This window comes from Streptomyces sp. NPDC020898, from assembly GCF_044333925.1.
Lineage (GTDB): Bacteria > Actinomycetota > Actinomycetes > Streptomycetales > Streptomycetaceae > Streptomyces.
In genome coordinates, this window is the sequence record NZ_JBIRRV010000016.1 from 144259 (window position 1) to 169227 (window position 24969).

Below are 24969 nucleotides of genomic sequence, written 5' to 3' on the forward strand. Positions count from 1 at the left end.
CCAGTCCCTATACGCTGCGTGAGGTTTCGTGTGCCTCGGACTCGACGGCGCATGTGTATGCGTGTACGTGTGAAGGATGCCGATGGACTCCAGCGCCGCCCGGATCGACTCATGTCTGCTCGATGTCACGGACCTGAGCATGGACGCGCTGGATGACCTGCTCGAAAAGCTGCCCGACAACGTGCTGGGTGCGATGCTGCGACGCGTGGTCGACGAGGCGGTCAATCCGGTCGGGGTGCCGTACGCCGCGTTCGAATCGTCGATCTGACATCCGGCCGGCGTTCGAGATCGGGTTGGGCAGCTTGAGCCGGTACCGCTCTGGGTATGACCATGACCCGGACGTGCACCGGCGGACATGCGGCATGCCGTCAGGTCGGCCCGGGAGGTATCGGGGGGCGCTTTGGTTCAGGAGCCGTACTTCTTCCTCAGCTATGCGCGGAAGGACGATCGCGACGAGTTCGTGAAGCGGTTCTACGACGATCTCGCACTGGAGCTGCGCCGCATCGGCGCCGATCCGTCCGCACAGCCGCCGTTCCGGGACGTCGAGCGGCTCGGCCTCGGCGCGGACTGGGCGCGGGTGCTCGGCGGGGCCGTCGGGCACTGCCGTGCGTTCGTCGCGCTGTACTCCCCCTCCTATCTGAGCAGTGAGTACTGCGGCAAGGAGTGGACGGCGTTCCGGGAGCGGCTGGACAAGTACCGCCAGGAGACCGAGATCGAGGTGCCGGCCCTGGTTCCGGTGCTGTGGGTCCCCATGGAGGGTGAGCTGCCGGAGGGGATAGCCCGCTACCAGTACAACGAGGCGGGCATGGGCCAGGACTATGCCACCCACGGTCTGATGCACATCCTGCGCACCGACCCGACGGGCCCGGTGTACCGCATGGTCGTCGAGAAGGTCGCCGCCCGGGTGCGGATGGCCGCGGACCGCTTCCGGCTGCCTCTCACGCCAGGCCTGGACCTCGGCGACGTACGTGGCCTGTTCCCGGTGGCCGAGCAGCAGCGGCCCGCCGAACCGGGCACCGGGCATGTTCAGCTCTTCCTGGCCGCCGGGGTCGCCGACCCGCTGCCGGAAGGGCGGCAGAGGACGGAGTACTACGGCCGCTTACCGCGGGAGTGGACGCCGTACCACCCGCCCAAGTACCCCACGGTCGCCCACCGGGCGCAGAAGGTGATCGTGGAGGAGGGGTACACCAGCAACATCGAGGTCGTCGACGCCGGTCTGAGCGGTCGCCTCGACGAGACGATGGTGAACAACCAGACGAGCATCCTGCTGGTCGACCCGTGGGCGGTGCGTTCCGAGGCCTACCGGGACGTGCTCGCCGAGTACGACGGTCAGTACCGCCCGGCCACCGGCGTCCTGGTGCCCTGCCACGACGCCGACGAGGAGTCCGTCGGCGAGGCGATCTGGCAGGACCTGAGCCAGGTGCTGTGGCGCAACTGGCGCCGGCGCAACGACCCGCACGACCAGCTGTTCCGGGTGCGCGTGGACGCGGAGGAGTTCGACGACCGCCTCGCCGTGATGCTGACGGTGGCGCAGAACCGGCTGATGGAGATGGAGAGCACCACCCCCTACCGGCTTCCGGTGGGCCCGCCCCCGCCGCCGCTGAACGGTCTCACCATCCCGGGCCCGCCGCCCTCGGCTCCGCAGGAGCCGCCCCGGGACTTCGGCGGACACAGCGCCCACGACCCCCATGACCCCCACGAGCCCGGGGAGCCCGGCGGACCGCCCGCGCCTCGCTACTAAGGACACACGACGATGACCACTAGGACGATGACCACCAGGCCTACCGGACCGGGCAAGATCGTCACGTTCTACTCGTACAAGGGCGGCACCGGTCGCACCATGGCGCTGGCCAACGTCGGCTGGATCCTTGCCAGCGCCGGGCACCGGGTCCTGCTGGTCGACTGGGACCTGGAGGCCCCCGGCCTGCACCGCTATCTGCACCCGCTGCTGGTCGATCCCGAGCTGCGCTCCTCCAACGGTCTGATCAACATGGTGCAGTCGTACGTACGTACGGTCCTGAGTCCCCAGGAGCCTGCGGTACGCGCGACGCCCGCCGGTGGCGGCCCGCAGCAGTCACGCCCGGCCGCCTCCGCCTCCACCACGGCTACCACCACCGCCGAGACCGACGACTGGCTGCGGGCCGCGACGGACCTCGCGCCGTACACCATCGGGCTGCTGCTGGAACTGCCGTCCGGCGGCCGGCTCGACTTCGTGCCCGCAGGACGCCAGTCGGCCGCCTACTCCGCCGCGGTCACCAGCTTCAACTGGCACACCTTCTACGACCAGCGCGGCGGCGGGCACTTTCTCCAGGCCCTGCGCGAGGAGATGATCTCCTCCTACGACTATGTGCTGATCGACAGCCGGACCGGCGTGAGCGACACCTCCGGCATCTGCACCATCCTCCTGCCCGACATCCTCGTCGACTGCTTCACCATGAGCGTCCAGAGCATCCGGGGCGGGGTGGACGCGGCAGCCGCCGTACAGCGCTCCGCGCCCCGCCCCATCAGGGTGCTGCCGGTCCCCATGCGGGTCGAGGAGGCCGAGACCGAACGGCTGGAGGCCGGCCGGGACTTCAGCCGGACCGAGTTCGCGCCCTTCCTGTCCTGGCTGGGGGAGGAGGAGCACGCCCGCTACTGGGGCGAGATCGAGATCCCGTACAAGGCGTTCTACGCCTACGAGGAGATACCCGCCACGGTCGCCGACCGGCCGCGGCAGGAACGCTCGCTGCTCACCGCCTTCGAGCGGCTCACCGAATGGATCTCGGAGGGGCAGGTGCGCCGGCTCGCCCCGCTGCCCGCCGACCGGCGTGCCGAACTGCGTACCGCCTATCTGCGCGTCTCCCGCACCCTGCCCACCCAGATCTACGTCAGCTACGCACCGCTGGGCCGGATGTGGGCCGAGTGGGCGGTGGAGGCCCTGGAGTCGGTCGGCTACCAGGTCTCGCTGCACAGCACGGTCGCCCCGGCCGGCGGTGTGCTGCCTGAGGTGGCCGGCACCCTCAGCGGCCAGGGCCGGCTGCTGGCCCTGCTGTCCCCCGAGTACGCGGCCCAGCCCCGGGCCGCCGCGATCCGCTTCCAGCTGGCCGGGCACGAGACCGCCGGCGCCCCCGGCCTGATCGCCGTCCGCCTCCAGGACCTCGACCCGGCCGCCTCCGAGCCCTACCTCGACAGCACGGCCGCCGACCTCAGCCGCCACGGCCCGGCCGAGGCCTTCGACCAGCTCGTCGCCGTGCTCGGACTGCCCCCGGGCCGCCGTCTCCCGGACGGCTCGGCCCCTGCCGTGGGCACCACCCTGCCCGGTTTCCCCGGCTCGGACCCGATGGCCCAGCGCCTGCCCTCCCGCAACCTCACCTTCACCGGACGCGGACCGCTCCTGGAGCGGCTGCGCGACCACTTCACCGCCGGACCCACGACCGCCGTACCCAGCCAGGTGCTGTACGGGCTCGGCGGCATGGGCAAGACCCAGACCGCGCTGGAGTACGCCCACCGCTACAAGTCCGCCTACGACGTGGTCTGGTGGATCGACGCCGCCCAGCCCGGCTACATCCGCTCCGCCCTCGCCGACCTCGCCCCGTACCTCGACCTGGAGGAGGTCGAGGACGTGCGCGGCACCGCCGAGGCCGTGCTGCGCGCGCTCGGGCAGGGACGACCGTACAACCGCTGGCTCCTGGTGTACGACAACGCGGGCAGCCCCACCGAGCTGGAAGGCCTGCTGCCCGAGGGGCCGCCCGGCGGGCATGTGCTCGTCACCTCCCGTGACCGGGCCTGGGTCAACATCGTGGGCCGGGCCGAGGTGGAGGTGTTCACCCGTGCGGAGAGCGTGGAACTGCTGAACAGGTTCAGCCCGCGGCTCGCCCTGGAGGACGCCGAACAGGTCGCCCACGAACTCGGCGACCTGCCGCTCGCGGTGGGCCAGGCGGCGGTCTGGCTCAGCCAGAGCAGCATGCCCGTCGAGACGTACCTCGCCCGGCTGCGCGACCGGCCCACGGACATCCTCGACGACACCTCGCTGCCGCCCAAGGAGTACCCCACCTCCGCCGCCCGGACCTGGAAGATGGCGGTGGACGAACTGCGCGGGCGCAACCAGGCCGCCGTCGAGATGCTGGAGATCTGCTCCTTCTTCGGCCCCGACCCGATTCCCATGCGGCTGCTCTACAGCCGTGCCGTCACCCGCGCCCTCACCCTGGACGACGAATCCCGCGACGACATGGCCGTCGCCATGCTGCTGCGCGCCCTCAGCAGGTTCGGACTGGCCCGCAGCGACCAGGGCAGCGAGACCCTGACCGTGCACCGGCTGGTCCAGGCGGTCATCCGGGACGGCGTCGGCGCACAGCGCTGGAAGGAGCTGCGCGGGGTGGTGCACGCGGCACTGGCGGACGCCAACCCCGGCAACCCGGATGCCACCGCCGACTGGGACGCGTACGACGAACTCCTGCCGCACCTGGAGCCGTCGCGCGCGTCGGCCGACCCCAACCCCGAGGTCCGCAGGCTGATCACCGACTCGGTGCGCTACCTGTGGCGGCGCAGCCTCTACGGCACGGCCCACGACCTCGCCGTACGCACCCTGGAACGCTGGGGGCGGCCGGGCTTCCAGGGCGGCGGCCCCGACGACGTACAGACCCTGCTGCTCCGGACCCAGCTGGGCAACGTACTGCGCTCGCAGGGCAGGCTCACGGAGGCGTACGAACTCGACTCCGACGTCCTGCGGAGATTCACCGCCGCCAAGGGAGCCGAGTACCCCGCCACCCTCGCCGCGGCCGGCAACGTCGGCGCCGACCTGCGGGCCCTCGGCCGCTACCGGGAGGCCCGTGAACTGGACCGGCACACCTGCGAGGTGGCGCTCCGCGAGTTCGGCGAGGACCACCAGCGGACCCTGATGTACCTCAACAACCTCGGCATGTCCGAGTATCTGGCGGGCGACCGCCGGGCTGCCCTGCACCTGCACCGCTCGGCCTACGAACGCCAGCGGCAGAACCAGGGCAACCTGAAGCCGCGCACCCTGAACCTGGCCAACAACTACGCCCGTGACCTGCGCGAGACCGGCGAACTGGCGGAGGCCCTGCGCCTGCTGGAGATGATCACCCGCCTCTACCAGCAGATCCTCGGCGACGGGCACAGCGACACCCTCCGGGCCCGCAAGAACCTGGCCGTCGCCCTGCGCCGGGACGGCCGCTACGCGGACGCCCACGACATCGACCAGGACATCTACAACCGCCTCCTCCTGGCCCATGGCGCCGACCACTACGACACCCTCGCCGCCGCCTGCAACCTGGCCAGCGACTACGCCGCGCTCGGCGAGATCACCCAGGCGCTGGAGCTGGCCGAACGGGCCCTCGGCCGCTACAAGGACTACCTGGGGGAGGAACACCCGGTCACCCTGGTCTGCGCCAGCAACATGTCGGTGTACCTGCGGCTGCTGGGCCGCGTGGAGGAGGCGCTCGCGTTCTCGGGCCGCACCACGGAACAGCTGCGCACCGTCCTCGGGGAGTCGCACCTGTACACGTACAGCTGCATGCTCAACCACGCCAACGACCTGGTGACGGCCGGCCGGACCGAGGAGGCGGTCGCCCTGGAGACCACCGTACGGGACGGACTGCTGCCCGTCCTCGGGCCTGACCACTACGACGTCATCGGCTGCACCTCCAATCTGTCGCTGACCCTGCGCGCCCTGAACCGCACGACAGAGGCGGACGACCTGCACAACGACGCCCTGGAACGGGCCAGGCGCACCCTGGGTCCGGACCATCCGACGACCCGTGCGGTCGCGGAGGGGATACGCCTGGACTCGGACATCGAGCCGCCGACGACATGAGCCGGCGTCATGGGAGGGCGCTCGGGCGGTAACTGACAGGCTGTAGGCTGCCGCCACCTGCAACCCGCATACCCTGATCCAGCGAGGCCGGACCATGGTTCCCTTCCGGCAGTTCCTGCTGAAGATCCACAGCCGTTGCAACCTCGCGTGCGACTACTGCTACGTGTACGAGTCGGCCGACCAGAGCTGGCGCGACCGTCCCCGGACCATGGACCTGGCGACGGTCCGCCGCGCCGCCGCCCTCATCGCCGAACACGCCCGCACCCACGCCCTGGCCGAGGTCCAGGTCATCCTGCACGGCGGCGAGCCGCTGCTGGTGGGCGCGGCGAGGCTGGAAGCCTTGCTGGGGGTGCTCGTCGACGCCCTCGACGGGGTGGCGGCCCTGCGGCTCACGCTCCAGACCAACGGCCTGCGGCTCGCCGAGGACCCGGCGCTGTTACCCGTCCTGGCCCGGTACGGCGTACGGATCGGCGTCAGCCTCGACGGCACCCCGGCCAACCACGACCGGCACCGCCGCCGCCCGGACGGCCGGGGCAGCCACGCGGGTGTCGCAAGGGCGCTGCGCCTCCTCGCCGATGGTCCGTACCGCCCCCTGTACGCGGGCGTACTGTGCGCCATCGACCTGACGGCCGACCCGGTGGAGACGTACGAGGCCCTGCTGGAGTTCGCCCCGCCCCGCCTGGACCTGCTCCTGCCGCATGCCACCTGGCACACCCCGCCGCCCGGCCTGCCCGGCCGCACCCTCCCGCCCCGGACCGCGCCGGGAGCCGACCCCGAGGAGCCGGTGCCGTACGCGCGCTGGCTCTGCACGGTGTTCGACCACTGGTACGGAGCCCCGAGCCGGCGGACCGGCATCCGGCTCTTCGAGGAGATCGCGATCCTGCTGCTCGGCGGCACCGCCCGCAGCGAGTCGGTCGGCCTCGCCCCGGTGGACTTGGTGGTCGTGGAGACCGACGGCACGATCGAACAGGCCGACTCCCTCAAGGTCACCTACCCGGGCGCCCCGGCCACCGGCCTGGACGTCTTCGGCCACACCTTCGCGGACGCGGCCCGCCACGAGGCGTTCCGGGCCCGCCAGCGCGGCAGGGCCGGCCTCGCCCCGGTCTGCGCGGCCTGCCCCCGAGCGACGGTCTGCGGCGGCGGCCTGTACGCCCACCGCTACCGTCCCGGGGCCGCGCCGAACCCCTTCGCCGCCCCGTCGGTCTACTGCCCCGACCTGGCCGTTCTCGTCGACCACATCGCCGGCCGCCTGCGCCGGGACGTCACGGACCTCGTCGCGCCGGTGGGCCCGGTATCGAGATGACGGCGGCGCCCCGCACCGCCTCGACCGCGAGGAGTAATCCCGCAGTGTCCGCCCCGACCCCCCTCCCGCCCTCCGGTCCGCCCCCCGACACCCCCTCCGACGCCCTGGGGTCCTCCTCCGCCACCGGCTCCCTCGCCCCCCACGACTTCGACCCGGACCTGTTCGACGCCGTCGCTCGCGCCCGGGGTGGCGCCGCGGCCGTGGTGGTGCTGCGCCAGGGCCAGCTGAGCAAACGCATGCTGCTGACCGTGGCCGCACGCCGGGCGCTGCTCCCCGACGCCGGCCTGGAGGAGCCCTACCGGCGGCTGTCGGAGATGCACCGTGAGGATCCGGACCGCTGGCAGCGGACGATGCTCTACCCCTACCTGGACGAGGGCCTGGCCCGCGCGCTGGCCGAGTGCGCCCAGGGCGGACGCCCCGATCTCGCCTGGTTCGGCGAACTGGTCCAGGGCGGACCGGCCGCGCTGTCCGGCCCGCACGCGCTGTCCACCGAGTGTGACGGCGCCGTACTGCGTGTTCGACTGGACGACCGCGGGCCGTTCCGCGCCGTCCACGGCCACCCCCCGGCCGGCCCGCAGACCCCGGACGAGGTTCGCCACTGGCAGCGGTCGCTGGACGGCGCCTGGCGGGTTCTGGTCCGCCGTCACCCCTGGCACGCCCGGGCCGTCGCCGCCTGCCTGTCCACCCTGGTGCCGCTGCACCCCGCACCCGGCGGTACGTCGGTGAGCTCGGCGGCCCGCCGGGCCCACGGCGCGGTCGCCCTTTCCCCGCCGGACGACCCGGTGCTCCTCGCGCTCACCCTGGTCCACGAGTTCCTGCACGTCCAGCTCGGCGCCCTGCTCGACCTGGTCCCGCTCCACGGCCCGCCCTCCACGGCCCGCTACCACGCCCCCTGGCGCCCCGACCCCCGCCCGCTCGACGCACTCCTCCAGGGGACGTACGCCCACCTGGGAGTCTGTGACTTCTGGCACACCGAACGGACCGCCGCCCGGCCCGACCCCCGGGCCGAGCAGGAGCACACCACCTGGTACCGGCATACACGCAGCGCCGTCGACACGCTCCTCGCCAGCGGCGAACTCCTGCCACCCGGCCGCCGCTTCGCCGAGGGGATGCGCCGTGCCCTCGCCAATTCGCGAGAGGTCTCCGGCAACCAAGAACGCACTCCGACGGTCTGAACGGGCGGCCCGTGCGGTGCGCGCGGGCGGGGAGGAGCTCTCGGTGACATCCGTACGCGTCTGGGGAACCGGCTTCGGAGCCGTGGCGGTACTGGTGGCCACAGGGTCGTGGGTCATGGCGGCCCAGGAGGTCGACGCGGGGTTGTGGGCCGAGGTGCGGCCCGTGATCGAGACCCGGCTCGTGGCCGATTCACGGGGCACCGGTTACGGGGAGACCGTGCCCGGTCTCAGGGCGCGGTGGTTCTGCGGGGCGCGGGCGCTGGAGCTCCGCGAGGACCCCGGCGGCGTCGTACGGGCGGGCGTCAACACCCTGTGCATGGAGTACGGGGTGAGCGGGGGCGCTCTGGTGGAGTGCGGCGGCTCCGGATACCCGCAGGTGGTGCGGCTGGAGCGCGAGGCGGACGGCGACTACCGCGTCGTGTCCCGGGAGGAACCACCGGACGGCGCGGGGTACGCGGAGTGGACGCAGGACCACTTCGGCTTCCTCACCGAGTCCGAGGTCGACGACACCGTGTCACCCACCTCCCTGGAAGCCGCCGCCCGAGCCCACTTCGGTCTGCCCGGGGACGCTCGGGTGACGGCCTGCTGACGGTCTGCTGACCGCAGAGCGTCCCCGCCTATCCGTCCTCCGCCAGTTCCGCCACGCCCGTGACCCGGTGCAGCGGATACGTCCGTACCTCGTCCGCCGTGTGGTCGTAGGCCGTCACGAAGCCGCCCTCGACCCGGATCGGGGCGATGACGCGCTGGCTGGCGGCGCCCTCGGCGTTGACGTACCCGATCCATACGGCCTCGCCCGTCATGACGGCGGCCTGCATGGTGGCCAGGGTCTCGGCGGAGCTGGTGCGCGGGAGGTCGCCGTTCGCAACCGGGGTCTCGGTGGGCTTGAGGGGGGCCGTGGAGGCCAGGTCGCCCGCCCTGATGGCACGGATCGCCGCCGAGAGAAGCGTGGCGTCGGGGGTCGGCGGGCCCTCCGGAACCGGGTCGGGAGCTGTGCGGGGCGGGGTGCGGTGGGCGTGGGCGCGGGTGATCAGGACGTCGCCCTCGGCGGACTCGGCGGCCGGCGCGAAGCCCATCGCGCGCAGGCCGTCGAGAAGCGTCGCCGGGTCGGCCTGGGCCGCCAGGACCGTCGGGGCCAGGCGGCGCAGACGCAGGTTCGCGGACCGTTTGTCCGCCAGGATCTCGTTGAGCACCCCGTCGTCGTCGCAGCGCACGTACGCCGAGGCCGCGCCGATCCGCAGGTGGCCGTGGCGACGCGCCACGTCGTCGATGAGGTAGGCGAGGGGCTGCGGAACCGGCGTACGGGAGTGGGCGGTCAGGAAGTCGTGCAGGTCGGAGGCGGAGCGTCCGGCGTCCAGGGCACGGCGTACGGAGCCCGGGGTGAAGCGGTAGACCGTCGCGCCGCCCTTCGACTCCACATCCGCCAGCACATCGAGCACGTCCGCCAGGGCGCGCTTGAGCGGGCCCGGGGCCACCGCCGTCAGGTCCGCCTGGAGGAGGACGTGGTCGAGCGGCTCGGGGAGGAGCGGGGTGAGCAGACGGGCGGCGGTGGCCGACGCGGTGGCCTGCTCGGGGGCGGAGAGGGGCTCCATCGGCGGGTGGTCGCGGTGGTGGACGGGGAGTTTGTCGCCGGGGCCGGTCGGCTCGGCCGCCTTCACCGGCGCGGCGGGGAGGCCGAGCAGCGCCCGGCCCTGGGACGAGAGCGCGCCCCGGCCCGTGACGCCCAGCGACTCGGCCTCGGACAGGGTCCAGCGGGCGAGCCTGGTCCGCAGGTCCTCGTCACCGCCCCGCTCCTGCCGCGGGCCGCGCACCGGACGCTCCCAGTGCAGCCGGGCCAGCACCGAGTCGGCGGTGGGGGACGTGCCCTCCGGGAGCGCGGCCAGCAGGGTCAGCACCCGGTGCCGTACCTCCGGGGCGGCCGAGCGGTCCAGACCCGGGCCGAGCGTGGACAGCGTGCGCTCCTTGACGTCCCGGCCGCCGATCAGCCCGGCCGTCCGGGTCGCCGTCAGCCAGGCCTCCGCGAGCCGCGCCCAGCGCCGCGCGGCGGGCTGCTCCAGCCACTCGTCGTACGCAGGGGTCGCCGCGTACCGCTCCTCGGCCTCCCCGTCGGACGCCAACAGGCCCGCCGCATAGGCGAGTTCGACCCAGAAGGCGGCCACCGGCTCGGACAGGTCGAGGGCGACGGCCGTCCGCTTCAGATCACGGACACTCAGCCCGCCGGCCCGCAGCACCGCCGGACCGCCCTCGTCCCACTCCTTCAGCAGCTCCTCGACGGTCGCCAGCGCCGTGTACGCCTGCCCCGCCGCCGCGCTGTCCACAACCTGTGGACGATGGGTCGCGGCGGCCTCCACCCCGGGCGGCAACGGCTCGGTGACCCGATGCGCCCGGCCGCCCCGCAGATGCAGGGCCACCTCGCGCGGCAGTACGACCGTCCCGGGCGCCGTGGGCAGCAGGAGACCCCGGTCCAGCAGCCGACGCAGATGCGCGGCCGGCTCGGCGGTGACCTGGCCGTACGGCGGGCCCCAGACCAGACGGTTCAGCACGTCGAGGGAGTCCGGGGACGCCTCCGCCAGCAGCGCCGCCATCCGCTTCCGGTCGGTGAACAGGGCCGTCAGCGAGGCCACCGCGCTCACGGCGTCGTGCGTCGACGTGAGCCCCGCCGCCGCCACGATCTCCTGGATACGCCCCGGCGACATCCCCGCCGTCGCCTCCGCGACCGTCGGACCGAGCCCCGTCGGAGACGGATGCTGCGGCGAGGGCGCGAGCAGCTCACGTGCGGTACGGACGAGCCGTAGCCGATCCACGGGCCCCCATACGAGCGCCTGCTCCCGCAGCACGCCCAGGGCACGGGGGAGGGCCGCCGTGACGGCCGGATCGGCGGCATCGCCCGCGAGCAGGGCCAGCAGCTCGTCGTACGCCGCCGGGTCCTGGGCCACGGCCAGCGCCTGCGCCGTCTGGAGCGTGAACCGGTCCAGCCGCTCCAGCGCGCGCACGACCGACGCGCGGGTGCCGGCGCGGGTGGCCAGCTGGGTGAGGTCGGTGGGGACGGGGGTGATGAGGTCCGGACGGCTGCGCAGCAGCGCGGCCAGCGACGCGTCGTCCCGCGCGCGAAGCGCCTCCGCGAGAGAACGCGGCGCCGGTGTCTCCTCGGTGCTCATCCCGCCCACGGTAGCGGGTGGGTGCGGTGAGGTGTCTTTCGTCGGTGCGGGGAGTTGGTGTGGGCGTCACCGGGGGCTGCGCCCCCGGACCCCCCTTTCGCGCTGAACGCGCTCGTCCTCAAACGCCGGACGGGCTGGGGGTGCGGGCCGGTGCTGTGGAGATACAGGTCGGTGCTCTGGAGATGCGGGTCGGTGTCGCGGAATGCAGAGGTAACGTCTGACTTCGTGGGTATCGAGAGCGACCAGGTCGTCTACGAGTATCTGAGCAGGGTCGGAGACCTGGCCCAGCAGCGCCAGTTGCCGTCCGGCGCCCGGATGCGGCTCGTCTCGGAGTTGCGCGAGGAGATCGACCGGCGCCGCGCCAAGGCACCGGTCGACAGCCCCGCCGCCGTACGCCGCATCCTCGACCGCATCGGCACCCCGGACGAGATCGTGGCCGGGGCCGGCACCGCCGCCGGTGCGCCCGAGGCGCCGCGCGCCGCCGTACCCGTACAGCGTGACCGTGACGAGCCGCAGCCCAAGGGCAAGAGGCTCGGGCGTCTCGTCCCGCGCCCGCGTTCGGCGGACGCCGGTAAGGCCAGTAAGGGGACGGCACCGGGTTCGGAGGTGCCGGAAGCGTTCGCGCCCTTCCCCTCCGGCGACGGCCCCGCCCCGCCCCACCTCGCGGGCGCGGACGAGCTCGGGGACGCCCGGCTGCACCCGGACTGGTGGCGGACCAACCCCGGGGGGCCGTTCGTGGACGCGGACAGCCTGCCGCCCGGGTTCGTCGGTGGCGTGGAGATCGCCGACCTGCTCAAGCCGCCGCCCAGGCCGGACAAGGCCAAGCCCGCGGCGGACGAGGCGGTCGAGCAGGAGGCCGAGCCCGAGGCCGCCGGAGGAGACGCGGAGGCGGAGGCCGCCCCGCGTCGGCGCCGCCGGCTACGGATCCCGCTGCCTCTCCCCTCCGGCCGCTGGAGCAACCCGCTGCTCCTCATCGCCGCCGGACTCCTCGTCGCGGGGGCGGTCCTCGGAAACCTGTACGCCCTCCTCCTCGGCTGGGCCATCGCCTACGCCTCCCGCCGGCTCTCCCAGGCCGAGACGAAGTGGGCGGTCGTCTACCTGCCGGGCGCGGCGGTCGCGGCCGGCGCCGGATGGCTGTGGGGGCGTACGGAGGGCCGCTGGGGCGATCCCATCGCCGAGGGGCACATGAACGAGGCCCTCGCCGGGACCTGGCCGTGGGTCGTGCGGGGCGCGGCGATCGCCTCCGCGCTGTTCCTGGTCTGGCGCTCCCAGCGTTCGCGCTGAACACCGCCCCCGACCGCTCCCGCACAATGGTGCATATGACATCGACGACCTCCGGCGCGCTCACCGTCGGGTTCGACCTCGACATGACCCTCATCGACTCCCGCCCCGGCATCCACGCCTGCTACGTGGCCCTCGCCGAGCGCACGGGCACCTTCATCGACGCCGATCTGGCCATCACACGGCTCGGCCCGCCGCTCGCGGACGAACTCGTGCACTGGTTTCCGGCCGATCGGATCGCGGCCATGAGCGACCTCTACCGTGCGATGTATCCGGCCATCGCCATCACCGCGACCCCCGCGATGACCGGCGCCCGTGAGGCAATAGCGGCCGTACGGGAGTCCGGCGGGCGGGCGATCGTCGTCACCGCCAAGTACGAACCGAACGCGAAACTGCACCTCGCGCACCTCGGCATCGAGCCCGACGCGGTCATCGGAAACCTGTGGGCCGAGCAGAAGGCGGTGGCGCTGCGCGAGCACGGCGCGAGCGTGTACGTCGGCGACCACGTCGGAGACGTACGCGGCGCCCGGACCGCCGGTGCCCTGTCCGTGGCCGTGCCCACCGGGCCCTGCGACGCCACCGAACTGCGTACGGCGGGCGCGGACGTCGTCCTCGACGACCTCACCCACTTCCCGGCCTGGCTGGCCTCCTACCGAGGTGTGGCCGCGCGGGCCTGACGGCGGCCCTCGGCCGCCGACTGCAGCACTCCCGCGCCCGCGAGAAGGAAGCCGACGCCCATCAGCATGCTCAAGCCGAACATGTACGTCGGAAATGGCGTCGTGCCGAGGAGCAATGGGGCCACGGTGACCAAAGTGGCCACCGTACCGACGAAGAAGACGATGGCACCGACACGGATCAGCCGATCTCCGGCCGCGGCGGAATTCGTTTGGGTTTTGTCACGCACTCGACCAGGGTAGTTCCTGCCCGAAGGAACAACACGGCGACGTCTTGTCACCGGCCTGTCGCCCACTAGCCTTGGTATCGGCGGGTCCACGACCCGCCCAAGTGCTATCCAGACCCGGTTTCTTGAAGAGTTAACAGCAGCCCGAAGCAGTTTTCCGACGAGTACGAGGACGAGGAACAGACGTGCCCACCGGCAAGGTCAAGTGGTTCAACAGTGAGAAGGGCTTCGGCTTTCTCTCCCGCGACGACGGCGGTGACGTCTTCGTCCATTCCTCGGTCCTGCCCGCCGGAGTCGATTCCCTCAAGCCGGGCCAGCGGGTGGAGTTCGGAGTTGTCGCCGGGCAACGCGGTGACCAGGCACTTTCCGTCGTCATCCTGGACCCGACCCCGTCGGTCGCGGCGGCGCAGCGCAAGAAGCCGGACGAACTGGCCTCCATCGTCCAGGATTTGACGACCCTCCTGGAGAACATCACCCCGATGCTGGAGCGGGGCCGCTACCCCGAGAAGACCTCCGGCAAGCAGATCGCGGGCCTGCTGCGAGCGGTCGCGGACCAGTTGGACGTGTAAGAGGTTTCCGGGGGCTTTGAGAAGGACTGCGGAGACTTCGGCGGCTTCGGGGATTTCTAGGGGAAATCGAGCGCATTCGGGCCGAGGGGCGGCACCAGCCCCTCGGCCGCCGCGCGCGTCAACAGCCCCCTGACCGCCGCGTATCCGTCCTCGCCGAGGTCGGCGGTGAACTCGTTGACGTACAGACCGATGTGCTGGTCGGCGACCTTCGGGTCCATCTCCTGAGCGTGCTCCAGGACATACGCCCTGGAGGCCTCGGGATCGTCCCAGGCCGCCCGTACGGACGTCCGGGCGGCCTCGGCCAGCAGTTCCAGCGTCTGTGCCCCCAGCGACCGCTTGGCGATGATCGCGCCGAGCGGGATCGGCAGCCCGGTCGTCGCCTCCCAGTGCTCGCCCATGTCCGCGAGTTTGTGCAGCCCGTAGTTCTGGTACGTGAAGCGCGCCTCGTGGATGACGAGCCCCGCGTCGACCTTCCCGTCCCGCACGGCCGGCATGATCTCGTGGAACGGCATGACCACGATCCCGCCGACCCCACCGGGGATCGTGTCCGCGGCCCAGAGACGGAACAGCAGATACGCCGTCGACCTCTCGCTGGGCACGGCGACCGTACGCCCGGTCAGGTCGGCCCCCGCCTCCCGGGTGAGCACCAGCGGGCCGCAGCCCCGCCCCAGGGCGCCCCCGCAGGGCAGCAGCGCGTACTGGTCGAGGACGTACGGCAACACGGCGTACGACACCTTCAGTACGTCGAACTCGCCGCGCTCGGCCATGCCGTTGGTGATGTCGATGTCCGCGAAGGTCACGTCGAGGGCGGGCGCGCCCGGCACCCGGTCATGGGCCCAGGCGTCGAAGACGAAGGTGTCGTTCGGGCAGGGCGAGTACGCGATCCGCAGTTTCCCGGGCTTCTCAGGGTTCGTCTGGGTGCTCATGCGGGTTCCAACTCTCCAGTGCCGGTGTGAGCTTCCCGAAGGCCTCCGTCAGGGCCGTGAGCGCGTCGCCGATGCGCCAGGCGGCGCGGTCGCGGGGGCCGACGGGGTTGGACACGGCCCGGATCTCCAGCACCGGCACACCGTGCCGGGCGGCGGCCTCGGCGACCCCGAAGCCCTCCATGGCCTCGGCCAGCGCGCTCGGGTGCCGGGAGCGCAGTACGCGGGCGCGTTCGGCACTGCCGGTCACCGTGGAGACGGTCAGGACGGCACCGGCGCGGGCGCCGGTCGCGGCCGTGACCTCTCGTACGAGTGCTTCCGGCGGACGGTGGGTGACGGTGCCGAAGCCGAGTCCGGTGACCGGAACGAACCCGTCCGCGGTCTCGGCGCCCAGGTCCGCGACGGTGATCTCGTCGGCGACGACGAGCGAGCCCACGGGGGCCTCCGGCTGGAAACCGCCGGCGATGCCCGCCGAGACGACCAGGTGGTACGGGGCGCCCAGGAGGTCGGCGGCGGTGAGCGCCGAGGCGACGGAGGCCGCGGCGGCGGCGGGGCCGACGCCCACGGCGATGATGTCGATGACGTCGACGTCAGCGGGGTCGGCCGGGAACGCCTGTGCCACCGCGTCCCGTTCGGCGGGGACCGCGGTGGCTACGAGGACCCGGACTCCTGACGTTGTCAGGAGTCCTTCTTCAGCTTGAACGACCAGAGGCCGCTGACCTCGTTCTCGCCCTCCTTGACGGAGACGAGCGTCGAGTTTCCCTGCGCGCCGTACTGGGCGTTGAAGAACACGCTGCCCGGGATCGTGCGGTACGTCTTGGTGCTGGCGTCGGTCAGCGGCTGACCGTTCATCAGGATCGTCCAGCCCTTGTCGGCGATCTCCGGGTCGACGCCGAAGCGCACGGTCTCGTCCGGGTCGACCGTGATGCTCTTGATGTCCGTGTCCTTGAGGCACTCGGCCACGGCGGCCGTCTTCAGTTCCTTGCCGTCGTCGTAGCAGGAGGCCTCCGAGTTCACCGAGGAACTGCCGACGGTGATCGTGGAGATCGGCGTCGGCTTGTCGCAGGCGGACAGGACGAGCAGTCCGGCACCAACGGCGGCGACGGCGGCAACAGCGCGGCGACGGCGCGCAGTGGAAGCGGAACGCAACGAGGTCATGGCCGAAGGCTATCGGGCACGTACGGCACGGCTGTCACGTGGGTACGGCGTGCCGTGCCCCGGCGGGTCCCGCTACGCGACGCGGGGGCGTGCCGTGCCCCCGTGCCGGGCCGACCCGACCAGGCCCCGGACGGTCGTCAGCCAGCCCGTGGCGACGATCGCGGCGGCCACCCCGAGGCCCAGGGTGCCGATCAGGGGAAGCGCGATACCGATCGCGCCGCCGAGCACCCAGGCCATCTGGAGCAGCGTCTCCGAACGGGCGAACGCGGAGGAGCGGACGTGCTCGGGGACGTCCCGCTGGATCAGCGCGTCCAGGGACAGCTTGGCGAGGGCCTGGCAGAACCCGGCGACCGCGGCGAGGCAGGCCACCATGGCGGCGCCGAAGAAGACCGTGGCGACGATCGCCGCGCCGAGGACCACGGCGACGACCGTCACGATGATCAGCTCCGGCGCGCGTTGTTTCAGGGCCGCGCCGACCGCCGTACCGAGCGCGTTGCCGGTGCCCGCCGCGACGGCGACGATGCCCAGCGACCACGCGGCGCTCTCGCCGGTGAGCGGGTGCTCGCGGAGCAGGAAGGCGAGGAAGAAGATCAGGAAGCCCGAGAGGCAGCGCAGGGCGGCGTTGGCGCCGAGGGCGTGGGTGACGGCCGTACCGACCGTGCGCAGGCCCGGGCGGCGCAGGGTCTCGGCGCGGTGCGGGCCGTGCAGGTGCTCCGGGTCGGCGGCCAGCAGGGCGATGTCCTCGCCCTTGGCGGAGTCCACCTTGTGGGGGAGCGTGAAGGACAGGAACGTACCCGCGATGAAGATCACGAAGGCGCCGTAGAGCGGCCAGCGTGGACCGAGGGCCTGCAGGCCCGCGCCGATGGGGGCCGCGATGCCGGTGGCGAGCAGGCCGCTGAGGGTGACCCGTGAATTGGCCTTCACGAGGGAGAAGAGGGGTGGCAGGAGGCGGGGGACGACCGCGCTGCGGACCACGCCGTACGCCTTCGACGCGACCAGGACGCCCAGTGCGGCCGGGTACAGCTCGATGCTGCCGGTGGCGACCGCGCCGGCCAGGAGCAGGGCGAGGAGGGCGCGGGCGAGCATCGCGCAGGCCATCGCGGCGCGGCGGCCGTGCGGGAGGCGGTCGAGGAGCGGGCCGATCACGGGGGCGAGGAGGGTGAAGGGCGCCATGGTGATGCCGAGGTAGATGGCCACGCGCCCGCGTGCCTCGTCGGTGGGGACGGAGAAGAAGACGGTGGAGGCGAGGGCGACGGTGATCATCATGTCGCCGGCGCCGTTCACCGCGTGCAGTTCGATGAGTTTTCCGAGCCCGGACTCTCCGGCGCCGTGCGCGTGGGTGGCTTTGCGGATGCCGCGGGCGGTACCGGTCACGGGGAAATGCAGGGCGCGACCGACCGCGCGTACGGCCCCGTTCACCCGGTCCCGTACGCCACGCCGGCCGCTCTCGGTGCCGGTGCCGCTCCGGTTGTCGCCCTGGACCCCACCGATCCCGGTGGCGCCGTGGGGCGACCTCTCGCTTGCCACTCCGCAATAGTGCCCCGAGACGGGCGTACCTAGTGCGGTTACCGCACGTATAGGGGCCGAGTGGTGTCGGGGCGGGTGGGGCGGGGCGTGTCTCTCGGGCGGTTCGGACGGGGTGTTTTCCGGCCATCGGAGGGTGGGAAGAGTGGGTGAGGGATGGCCCGAAGGCGTGATCAGCGGGTGATCGGCGGGGTGATCTGCGGGCGATCGGAGGCGGGACGGTGATGGGACTGATACATGTCTGTCGCCGTGAACCGTCCCGTCGGTGTGGGCCCCGGGCGCTGGAGAAGGTAGCGTGCGTAGCGCGCAGTGGCGGTTGTTCTCGGCCGCGCGCCTCTCGGCCATCCCGCAGAATGGATGACGTAGGTGCGCCCGAGCGTGATCGGGTGTGAACGTTGACGCGGCCCTCTGGTCCGCTCCGTTCGCAACCGTTCGCATCCCGTCGGGACGGGCGCACTCGTGAGACGGCGTAGGAGAGAAGCGATACCTGTGAGCGCAGCGACAACGCGAAGCCGCACCCCCGACCGCCTGTGCGCCGAGGCCGTCGACCTCGCCCGTTCCGCGGCGGAGGAAGCGGCGGCACCAGGCGTGGTGGGTGAGCACTCGGGCCTGGTGTCCGAGGGCGACCGGGTCGTCACGCACTTCTTCGAGTGCAAGGAGTTCGGCTACCGGGGCTGGCGCTGGGCGGTGACGGTCGCCCGGGCGTCCCGGGCCAAGCTCGTCACCCTGGACGAGGTGGTCCTCCTCCCCGGTCCCGACGCCCTCCAGGCACCGGAATGGGTGCCGTGGAGCGAGCGCCTGCGCCCGGGGGACATGGGCCCGGGGGACCTGCTCCCCACGGACGCGGAGGACCTGCGTCTGGAGCCTGGCTACTCGGGCGAGGACGAACCCCTGCCCAACTCCGTTCTCGCACAGGCGACGGCGACGGTGGAACTGGCCGCGGATCTGGCGGACGCCGAGGACGCGGATGTCACGGCGGGCTCACCGGCGGACTTCACGGTCGTACCGGCCCGCGGGTCGATCGCGGCGGTGGCCGAGGAACTGGGCATGCGCCGGGCGCGTGTCCTGTCCCGGTACGGCCTCCACAGCGCCGCCGACCGCTGGGAGGACTCCTACGGTTCCCAGACGCCCATGGCCCAGGCCGCCCCGGCGAGCTGCGTGAGCTGCGGGTTCCTCGTGGCGATCGGGGGCTCGCTCGGGCAGGCCTTCGGCGTGTGCACGAACGAGTTCGCTCCGGCGGACGGGCGTGTGGTGTCTTTGGCGTACGGCTGCGGGGGGCACTCGGAGGCAGCGGTCATGCCGACGCCGCCGGTGCCGCCGCCGCCGGTGATCGACGAGATGAAGGTGGACCCGTTCCCGCTGCGGCCCGCGGCCGACTCGGGGTCGGTCCCGGTGAGCGGGGCGGACGAGGCTGTGGCGGAGTTGGGGCACTCGTAGGCCCGTGGGGGAGCGCACGCTCCCCGAGGGATGCTGGTCAGCGGTCTACGTGGTCCCGTCGGTCTCGTTTCAGAAAGATGATCACGGCGGAGACGGCGATGGTCGCGGCGAGGCTTCCCATCATGACCATCCCCCCGCCGATCACGTAGAGGCCGCTGCCGTCGTCCGACCAGTCGTAGAAGGCGGCAACGGTCAGGCCGATCGGGACGCCGATCACGGCGACCGGGAAGTGGCGCCGGGATGCCACCCAGCACACCGGCGCCAGCAGGGTCAGCACCAGCCCGATCACCTGCCACGCCTCGTACGGGCCGGTCTGTGAGCCGTCGGGGTGCACGTCGTACTGCTGGTCCCAGCCCAGCCAGGCGGCCCACATCGCCGATGCCACCACGGCCAGCAGAAGAGTCGCCGACAGGTGGAACGCCAGGTGCCGTTGTTGTCGCATGGCCCCAGCGTTCCGCTTCGGTCAGGGAGCGGACAGAGCCCAAGTACTCAGTGCCGGCTGAGTACTTGGCGGTCTGCTCCATGCTGGTTAGTTCTTGGTGCTGTCCACGATCACCGGGGTGCCGTTCGCGGCCGTGCCGCACGGGACCGCGTACACCGGGTTGGCCCTGGCGGCCTCCTTGTAGGCCTCCAGGCACTGGTTGTACAGCACCTTGTCGCTCAGCGACTTCGAGAGGATCGTGTTGGCGCGGGCGATGCCCTCCGCCTCGATCCGCTTGCGCTCGGCCTCCGCCGTGGCCGTACGCGAGGCCTCGACGGCCCGCTCGGTGGCCTGCTCCTGCTGGATCTTCTTGTCGATCTGGTCCTGGAGCTTGTCCGACGGCCTCACATTGCGCAGGTTGACGGTCGTGACGTCGATCCCGCGCGGCGCCAGCCGCTCCTTGATGAGGGCGGCGATCTCCGCACCGATCTGCTCACGGGCGGAGGCGTAGCCCTCCTCGCTGGTGTGCTTGGCGAAGACGTTGCGGATGATCTCGCGGCTGTCCGGCAACACCAGCCGCTCCTGGACGGCCTCCTCACTGCCCGCCAGCCGGTACAGCTCGACCGCCTTGGCCGGTACGACGGCCCACTTGATGGTGACGTCCGCGTACAGCACGCCACCCTGTGCGGAGCGGACCTCGACGACGTCCTTGTCGTAGAGGTTCAGATCGACGGGACGGGTGGAGAAGGACGTGACGTCGGTGAACGGCGACTTGAACTGGACGCCGGAGTTGAGCGGTTGGCCGACCTTGCCGAAGGTCACCGGCACCCCGACCTCGTAGGCACGCACGACATGGACGCAGGCGAAGACACCGGCCAGCACGGCGGCGACGGCACTGAGCGCCGCCCCGATCCGCCAGCCACCGGCTTCGGTTCTGCTTCGGCCGACGAGAAAGAGCACTACCGCCGCTATGAGCAGCAGAATGGACAGCACGAACACAGAGATTCCCCCTCAGGAACACGAAACGGACCAGCGCCGGCTCGGGCGCGGTCCGGAGCGCATCGTAAGGGGCGCCGCCGCTGCCGGGCGGGCCCGGTCCCCCTCCCGGGCGGGTGCGCGGGCGCGCTCGCGGCGCACGGTACCTTCATGCTCACGCCGATGAGGAGAGTCAACGTGAGCAAGTTCGTGCGGCCGGCAGCTGAGGGCGCGGACCCTTTCGGTACGGCCCGTCTGCGCCGGGGTGTTCTGGACGCCTGGGCCACCAGCCCCGCCCGGTTCCGTGAGGATGCCAACGCCGAGGAGGATCTCGTCCTCGGTGGGTACCGGGACCGGCTCGTCGTCGAGCTCGCTCAGAACGCGGCGGACGCGGCGGCGCGGGCCGGGGTGCCCGGGCGGCTGCGGCTCACCCTCCGCGAGGGTGTCCTCGTCGCCGCCAACACGGGTGCTCCGCTGGACGCCACCGGTGTCGAGTCCCTCTCCACGCTGCGCGCCTCCGCCAAGCGGGACGTCCAGGAGGACGGCAAGGAGACGGGCGCCGTCGGGCGGTTCGGCGTCGGCTTCGCCGCCGTGCTCGCCGTGACTGACGAGCCCGCCGTCGTCGGGCGGCACGGCGGTGTGCGGTGGAGCCTCACGGAGGCTCGCGAGCTGGCCGCCGACATCGCCCGGCACAGTCCCGGACTCGGTGACGAGGTCCGGCGGCGCGACGGTCATGTGCCGCTTCTCCGGCTGCCGTTCGCGGCCGAAGGGACTGCCCCGGACCCGTACGACACGGCTGTCATCCTCCCGTTGCGCGACACCGCCGCCGAGGATCTCGCCGAGCGGCTGCTCAGCGGCGTCGACGATGCGCTTCTGCTGACGCTGCCCGGTCTCGAAGAGGTCGTCATCGAGGTGGGGGAGCACGAGGCCCGTACGGTGCGTCGGCGCACCGACGGCGCGCTGACCCTCGTGGAGGACTCCCGGGACGGCGTCAGCCGCTGGCGTACCGTCTCCGCGCACGGCCCCCTGGAGGCGGCCCTGCTGGTCGGGCGGCCGGTCGAGGAGCGGCTGCGTCCGCACTGGTCGGTCACCTGGGCCGTGCCCGTCGACGCGGACGGCGCTCCCGTACCGCCCCGGACCAGCCCCGTCGTGCACGCGCCCACGCCGAGCGACGAGCCGCTGGGCGTACCGGCGCTGCTCATCGCCTCGCTCCCGCTGGACACCGCCCGCCGGCATGCCGCGCCCGGTCCGCTCACCGACTTCCTGGTGCAGCGCGCCGCCGACGCGTACACCGAACTCCTCGCCGACTGGCGCCCGGTGGGGGAGGGCATCATCGCGCTCGTGCCCGGCCCGCTGGGCAAGGGTGAGCTGGACGGGAACCTCCGCCAGGCGATTCTCGAACGGCTGCCCCGAACCGCCTTTCTTCCGCCCGCACTTGACCCCGGGGACGACGAGGAACTGCCGTCCGCGCTCCGGCCCCGTGACGCCGAGGTCGTCGAGGGCGCAGGCGCCGAGACCGTCCAGGTCCTCGCCGAGGTGCTGCCCACCCTGCTGCCCGCCGGTCTCGAACGCCGCGTGGAACTGCGGACGTTGGGGGTCGCCCGCGTCCCCCTGACGGACGCCGTCGACCGGCTCGCCGGGCTGGAGAAGGCGCCCGAGTGGTGGCACCGGCTGTACGACAGCCTGGCCGGCGTCGACCCCGACCGGCTGACCGGGCTGCCCGTGCCGCTCGCCGACGGCCGTACGACCATCGGCCCCCGGCAGGTACTGCTGCCCACGTCCGGGGATGCGGAGGCCGCGGCGCCCGAGATCCTCGCCCGCCTCGGTCTCAAGGTCGCCCACCCGGACGCCGCCCACCCCCTCCTGGAGAAGCTCGGCGCCCTCCCGGCCACCCCGCGCGCCGTCCTCACCACCCCGCAGGTACGGGCCGCCGTCGCCGCCTCCCTCGACGAGGACGCCGGTGGCATGTCGTGGGACGACGAAGACACCCCGGACGCCGAGGAGTTGGCCGACACCGTCCTCGCCCTCGTACGGGACGCGGGCCTCGAACCCGGCGACGAGCCCTGGCTCGGCGCCCTCGCCCTCCCCGACGAGGACGGCGAACTCGCTCCCGCCGGTGAACTCGTCCTCCCCGGCAGCCCGTTCGCCGAGGTCATCAGGGAAGGCGAACTGGCGTCGGTGGACGCCGAGTTGGCGGCGAGGTGGGGCGAGCAGCCGCTGGCCGCCTGTGGCGTCCTCGCCAACTTCGCCCTCGTACGCACCACCGACGTCGTCCTCGACCCGGACGAACTGGAGCCCCGCGACAGCGACTTCGCCGAACCCGACGACCCCGGCCTGCTCGACGCCGTGGACGTGTGGAGCGAGGACATCCTCGACCGCTTCCCCGACTCGCCCGTCCCTCCCGTCGCCACGGAACTGGTCGCCGTACGCGACCTCGACCTCGTCGACGACGACCGCTGGCCCCAGGCCCTCGCCCTCCTCGCCCAGCCGCCCCTGCGCGACGCCATCATCCAGCCGGTGCGCGTCCTGCTGCCCGACGGCACGCACGAGCTCGTACGCCCGTACACGGCCTGGTGGTTGCGCGGAAACCCGGTGCTGGACGGGCGGCGGCCCGCCGGTCTCCTGGCAGCGGGCGGCGACCCGCTCCTGCGGGGCCTGTACGAGGAGGCCGACGCCACCGGGTTCGACGACGAGCAGGTCCTGCGGGCCCTGGGCGTACGGACGTCGGTGGCGGCCCTCCTCGACGAGCCGGGCGGCGCGGCCGAACTGCTGGACCGCCTCGCCGACCCGGACCGCGAAGTGAGCGGCACCCAACTGCACGCCCTCTACGGCGCGTTGGCCGACCTCGACCCCGAACAGGTCACGCTGCCCGACGACCTGCGCGCCGTCGTCGACGGCCACGTGGAGGTCGTGGACGCGGCGGACGCGGTGGTCGTCGACTCACCCGACCTGCTGCCCTTCACAGCGGGCGTACCGCTGCTCCCCGTACGCCCGGCGAGGGCGGCCGAACTGGCCGAACTGTTCCAGGTACGGCGGCTGAGCGAGTCGGTCACGGGCGAGGTGACATCGGAGGGCGCGGAGCACGACGTACCGGAGTCGGTACGGGTACTGCTGGGACCGGGGACGCCGGCGACGTACGTCGAGCACGAGGAGCTCGTCGTGGACGGCGTGGAACTGGACTGGCGGAGGACGCGGGACGGGGTGCTGCACGCCTCGACCCTGGAGGGCGTCGCTGCCGGCCTCGCCTGGGCGGCGGGGCAGTGGCCGCGACGGTTCGAGGTGGCGGCGCTGCTGGAGGACCCGTCGCGGACTACGGAGTTGGCGCGGGACCGCTGGTTCGACTGAGGCGAGCGGCGAGTGGGTGGGGGTGCGGTGGGGAGGCGCGGGGGGCGTGGTGCGAACATGGAATCGCGGTGCCCTCCGCGATATTCCGTAGAACCGAGCCATGGCGACGACCGTCGTTGGCCCCTTCTCCCTGTGGGGAACACGCATGCGTATACGTGCCACTGTGGCCGCCGTCCTCGGCGCCCTGGTCCTTCCGGCCGTGGGCGTCCCGGCGGCGGTCGCTGCCGATCCTGCCGTGCCGTACACCCTCGATGCCTCCTTCTCCGGCATCAAGGTCAACAACGGTAAGGCGATCGTGGTGGGCGTCACGGGCAAGGTGACGGTGCCGCTCAGCTACACGCTGACCCACGCGGCGGACGTCGACATCGCCGCCGAGGACTTCCTCACCGACATCGAGCTGTACAGGGGCGCCACGTACGCGACCTCCGCCTACGGCCTGTACGGCGTCGACTACGCCCACTGCAAGGCCGTCTCGACGACGCGGGCCGACTGCACCCAGTCCATCGTGATCACGCCGGCCCAGGACCTGCTGAACGAGGACGCGGGCAAGTGGAGCGCCTACGTGTACGCGCACGCCCTGAACGGCCAGGACATGGGTGACGACGACTACGACGTGACCAAGGTCGGGTCCCTGGAGAAGGAGGGCATCGCCGCCCCCAGCCTCCTGCGCCACTCGAAGCTCTCGGTCAACGCCGCGCCGGAGCCCGTCGTCAAGGGCAAGGTCATCACCGTCACCGGCAAGCTGACCCGCGCCAACTGGGGCGCCACCAACTACACGGGGTACGCGACCCAGCCGGTCCAGCTCCAGTTCCGGAAGAACGGCACCAGCGCGTACACCGTCGTCAGGACCATCAAGACGACGGCCCAGGGTGACCTGAAGACGACTGTCACGGCGACCGCCGACGGGTTCTTCCGGTACGTCTTCGCGGGGACCGCCACGACCGCCGCCCTCGGTTCCGCGCCCGACTTCATCGACGTGAAGTAGGCCTC

20 protein-coding genes are annotated in these 24969 nt (G+C 72.3%); 12 read left to right on the top strand and 8 right to left on the bottom strand.

The features are described 5' to 3' along the window. The first annotated feature begins 82 nt into the window (after positions 1-82). The 6 genes from fxsA (at position 83) to ACH4TV_RS37575 (ending at position 8879) form a co-directional block, all read left to right on the top strand. On the top strand, positions 83-268 hold the full coding sequence (fxsA, locus tag ACH4TV_RS37550) for an FxSxx-COOH cyclophane-containing RiPP peptide (RefSeq protein ID WP_398405778.1): 186 nt from the start codon (positions 83-85) through the stop codon (positions 266-268). A gap of 132 nt (positions 269-400) precedes the next feature. Beyond that, positions 401-1741: an FxsC protein gene (fsxC, locus tag ACH4TV_RS37555; RefSeq protein ID WP_398405779.1), complete on the top strand. Its 1341-nt coding sequence runs from the start codon at positions 401-403 to the stop codon at positions 1739-1741. Positions 1742-1768: 27 nt separating this feature from the next. Further along, entirely contained in the window at positions 1769-5812 is a 4044-nt protein-coding gene (gene fxsT / locus ACH4TV_RS37560) for an FxSxx-COOH system tetratricopeptide repeat protein (RefSeq protein ID WP_398405780.1), read from the top strand. A gap of 94 nt (positions 5813-5906) precedes the next feature. Continuing rightward, entirely contained in the window at positions 5907-7115 is a 1209-nt protein-coding gene (locus tag ACH4TV_RS37565; RefSeq protein ID WP_398405781.1) for an FxsB family cyclophane-forming radical SAM/SPASM peptide maturase, read from the top strand. Between the two features lie 44 nt (positions 7116-7159). After that, complete coding sequence (locus ACH4TV_RS37570; protein ID WP_398405782.1) at positions 7160-8290, top strand: aKG-HExxH-type peptide beta-hydroxylase; 1131 nt, start codon at positions 7160-7162, stop codon at positions 8288-8290. Between the two features lie 43 nt (positions 8291-8333). Further along, a complete protein-coding gene (locus tag ACH4TV_RS37575) occupies positions 8334-8879 on the top strand; it encodes a hypothetical protein (protein WP_398405784.1) in 546 nt (181 codons plus the stop codon). A 28-nt stretch (positions 8880-8907) separates the two neighbouring features. Here the strand turns inward: ACH4TV_RS37575 and ACH4TV_RS37580 are convergent, their stop codons facing one another. Beyond that, on the bottom strand, positions 8908-11445 hold the full coding sequence (locus tag ACH4TV_RS37580) for a helicase-associated domain-containing protein (RefSeq protein WP_398405785.1): 2538 nt from the start codon (positions 11443-11445) through the stop codon (positions 8908-8910). Between the two features lie 225 nt (positions 11446-11670). Here ACH4TV_RS37580 and ACH4TV_RS37585 point away from each other — a divergent pair, with 225 nt between their 5' ends. Both ACH4TV_RS37585 and ACH4TV_RS37590 read left to right on the top strand, forming a co-directional pair. After that, a complete protein-coding gene (locus tag ACH4TV_RS37585; protein ID WP_398405786.1) occupies positions 11671-12729 on the top strand; it encodes a hypothetical protein in 1059 nt (352 codons plus the stop codon). Positions 12730-12764: 35 nt separating this feature from the next. Beyond that, positions 12765-13403: an HAD family hydrolase gene (locus tag ACH4TV_RS37590; protein WP_398405787.1), complete on the top strand. Its 639-nt coding sequence runs from the start codon at positions 12765-12767 to the stop codon at positions 13401-13403. On the opposite strand, the gene ACH4TV_RS37595 is transcribed toward ACH4TV_RS37590, so the two are convergent. Next, on the bottom strand, positions 13376-13630 hold the full coding sequence (locus ACH4TV_RS37595) for a hypothetical protein (protein WP_398405788.1): 255 nt from the start codon (positions 13628-13630) through the stop codon (positions 13376-13378). The two genes, ACH4TV_RS37590 and ACH4TV_RS37595, sit on opposite strands and share 28 nt — an antisense overlap. A gap of 182 nt (positions 13631-13812) precedes the next feature. Between ACH4TV_RS37595 and ACH4TV_RS37600 the strand changes: the two genes are divergently transcribed. Further along, a complete protein-coding gene (locus ACH4TV_RS37600) occupies positions 13813-14196 on the top strand; it encodes a cold-shock protein (protein WP_398405789.1) in 384 nt (127 codons plus the stop codon). Positions 14197-14252: 56 nt separating this feature from the next. On the opposite strand, the gene ACH4TV_RS37605 is transcribed toward ACH4TV_RS37600, so the two are convergent. From ACH4TV_RS37605 to ACH4TV_RS37620, 4 genes are all read right to left on the bottom strand, one after another. Continuing rightward, the gene (locus ACH4TV_RS37605) at positions 14253-15122 is read right to left on the bottom strand and encodes a 1,4-dihydroxy-6-naphthoate synthase (RefSeq protein WP_398405790.1); all 870 of its coding nucleotides are present in this window, start codon (positions 15120-15122) and stop codon (positions 14253-14255) included. Continuing rightward, complete coding sequence (locus ACH4TV_RS37610) at positions 15100-15828, bottom strand: futalosine hydrolase (protein ID WP_398405844.1); 729 nt, start codon at positions 15826-15828, stop codon at positions 15100-15102. The genes ACH4TV_RS37605 and ACH4TV_RS37610 overlap by 23 nt, the downstream gene beginning before the upstream one ends. Further along, positions 15798-16277 carry a DUF2771 domain-containing protein gene (locus ACH4TV_RS37615; RefSeq protein WP_398405791.1) on the bottom strand — a complete coding sequence of 160 codons (480 nt, stop codon included), beginning with the start codon at positions 16275-16277 and terminating at the stop codon, positions 15798-15800. The genes ACH4TV_RS37610 and ACH4TV_RS37615 overlap by 31 nt, the downstream gene beginning before the upstream one ends. Positions 16278-16349: 72 nt before the next feature. Beyond that, positions 16350-17804 (bottom strand): MFS transporter, encoded by a 1455-nt coding sequence (locus tag ACH4TV_RS37620; protein ID WP_398405792.1) that lies wholly within the window; start codon positions 17802-17804, stop codon positions 16350-16352. Positions 17805-18290: 486 nt separating this feature from the next. On the opposite strand from ACH4TV_RS37620, the gene ACH4TV_RS37625 reads away from it, so the two are divergent. Next, positions 18291-19238, top strand: a complete 948-nt coding sequence (locus ACH4TV_RS37625; protein ID WP_398405794.1) for a DUF3027 domain-containing protein — start codon at positions 18291-18293, stop codon at positions 19236-19238. Positions 19239-19275: 37 nt separating this feature from the next. On the opposite strand, the gene ACH4TV_RS37630 is transcribed toward ACH4TV_RS37625, so the two are convergent. Both ACH4TV_RS37630 and ACH4TV_RS37635 read right to left on the bottom strand, forming a co-directional pair. Continuing rightward, positions 19276-19680 (bottom strand): hypothetical protein, encoded by a 405-nt coding sequence (locus ACH4TV_RS37630; RefSeq protein WP_398405795.1) that lies wholly within the window; start codon positions 19678-19680, stop codon positions 19276-19278. An 87-nt stretch (positions 19681-19767) separates the two neighbouring features. Beyond that, positions 19768-20652 carry a prohibitin family protein gene (locus ACH4TV_RS37635; protein WP_398405796.1) on the bottom strand — a complete coding sequence of 295 codons (885 nt, stop codon included), beginning with the start codon at positions 20650-20652 and terminating at the stop codon, positions 19768-19770. A 180-nt stretch (positions 20653-20832) separates the two neighbouring features. Here ACH4TV_RS37635 and ACH4TV_RS37640 point away from each other — a divergent pair, with 180 nt between their 5' ends. Together ACH4TV_RS37640 and ACH4TV_RS37645 are read left to right on the top strand one after the other, a co-directional pair. Further along, positions 20833-23979, top strand: coding sequence for a sacsin N-terminal ATP-binding-like domain-containing protein (locus tag ACH4TV_RS37640; RefSeq protein WP_398405797.1), 3147 nt, complete (start codon positions 20833-20835; stop codon positions 23977-23979). A gap of 145 nt (positions 23980-24124) precedes the next feature. Further along, positions 24125-24964 (top strand): hypothetical protein, encoded by an 840-nt coding sequence (locus ACH4TV_RS37645; RefSeq protein WP_398405798.1) that lies wholly within the window; start codon positions 24125-24127, stop codon positions 24962-24964. Positions 24965-24969: the final 5 nt, after the last annotated feature.

Coding starts and splice junctions, on each gene's coding strand:
- ACH4TV_RS37590 (WP_398405787.1), top strand. CDS start 12,765: ATGACATCGACGACCTCCGGCGCGCTCACCGTCGGGTTCGACCTCGAC.
- ACH4TV_RS37615 (WP_398405791.1), bottom strand. CDS start 16,277: ATGACCTCGTTGCGTTCCGCTTCCACTGCGCGCCGTCGCCGCGCTGTT.
- fxsT (WP_398405780.1), top strand. CDS start 1,769: ATGACCACCAGGCCTACCGGACCGGGCAAGATCGTCACGTTCTACTCG.
- ACH4TV_RS37580 (WP_398405785.1), bottom strand. CDS start 11,445: ATGAGCACCGAGGAGACACCGGCGCCGCGTTCTCTCGCGGAGGCGCTT.
- fxsA (WP_398405778.1), top strand. CDS start 83: ATGGACTCCAGCGCCGCCCGGATCGACTCATGTCTGCTCGATGTCACG.
- ACH4TV_RS37630 (WP_398405795.1), bottom strand. CDS start 19,680: ATGCGACAACAACGGCACCTGGCGTTCCACCTGTCGGCGACTCTTCTG.
- ACH4TV_RS37605 (WP_398405790.1), bottom strand. CDS start 15,122: ATGAGCACCCAGACGAACCCTGAGAAGCCCGGGAAACTGCGGATCGCG.
- ACH4TV_RS37565 (WP_398405781.1), top strand. CDS start 5,907: ATGGTTCCCTTCCGGCAGTTCCTGCTGAAGATCCACAGCCGTTGCAAC.
- ACH4TV_RS37645 (WP_398405798.1), top strand. CDS start 24,125: ATGCGTATACGTGCCACTGTGGCCGCCGTCCTCGGCGCCCTGGTCCTT.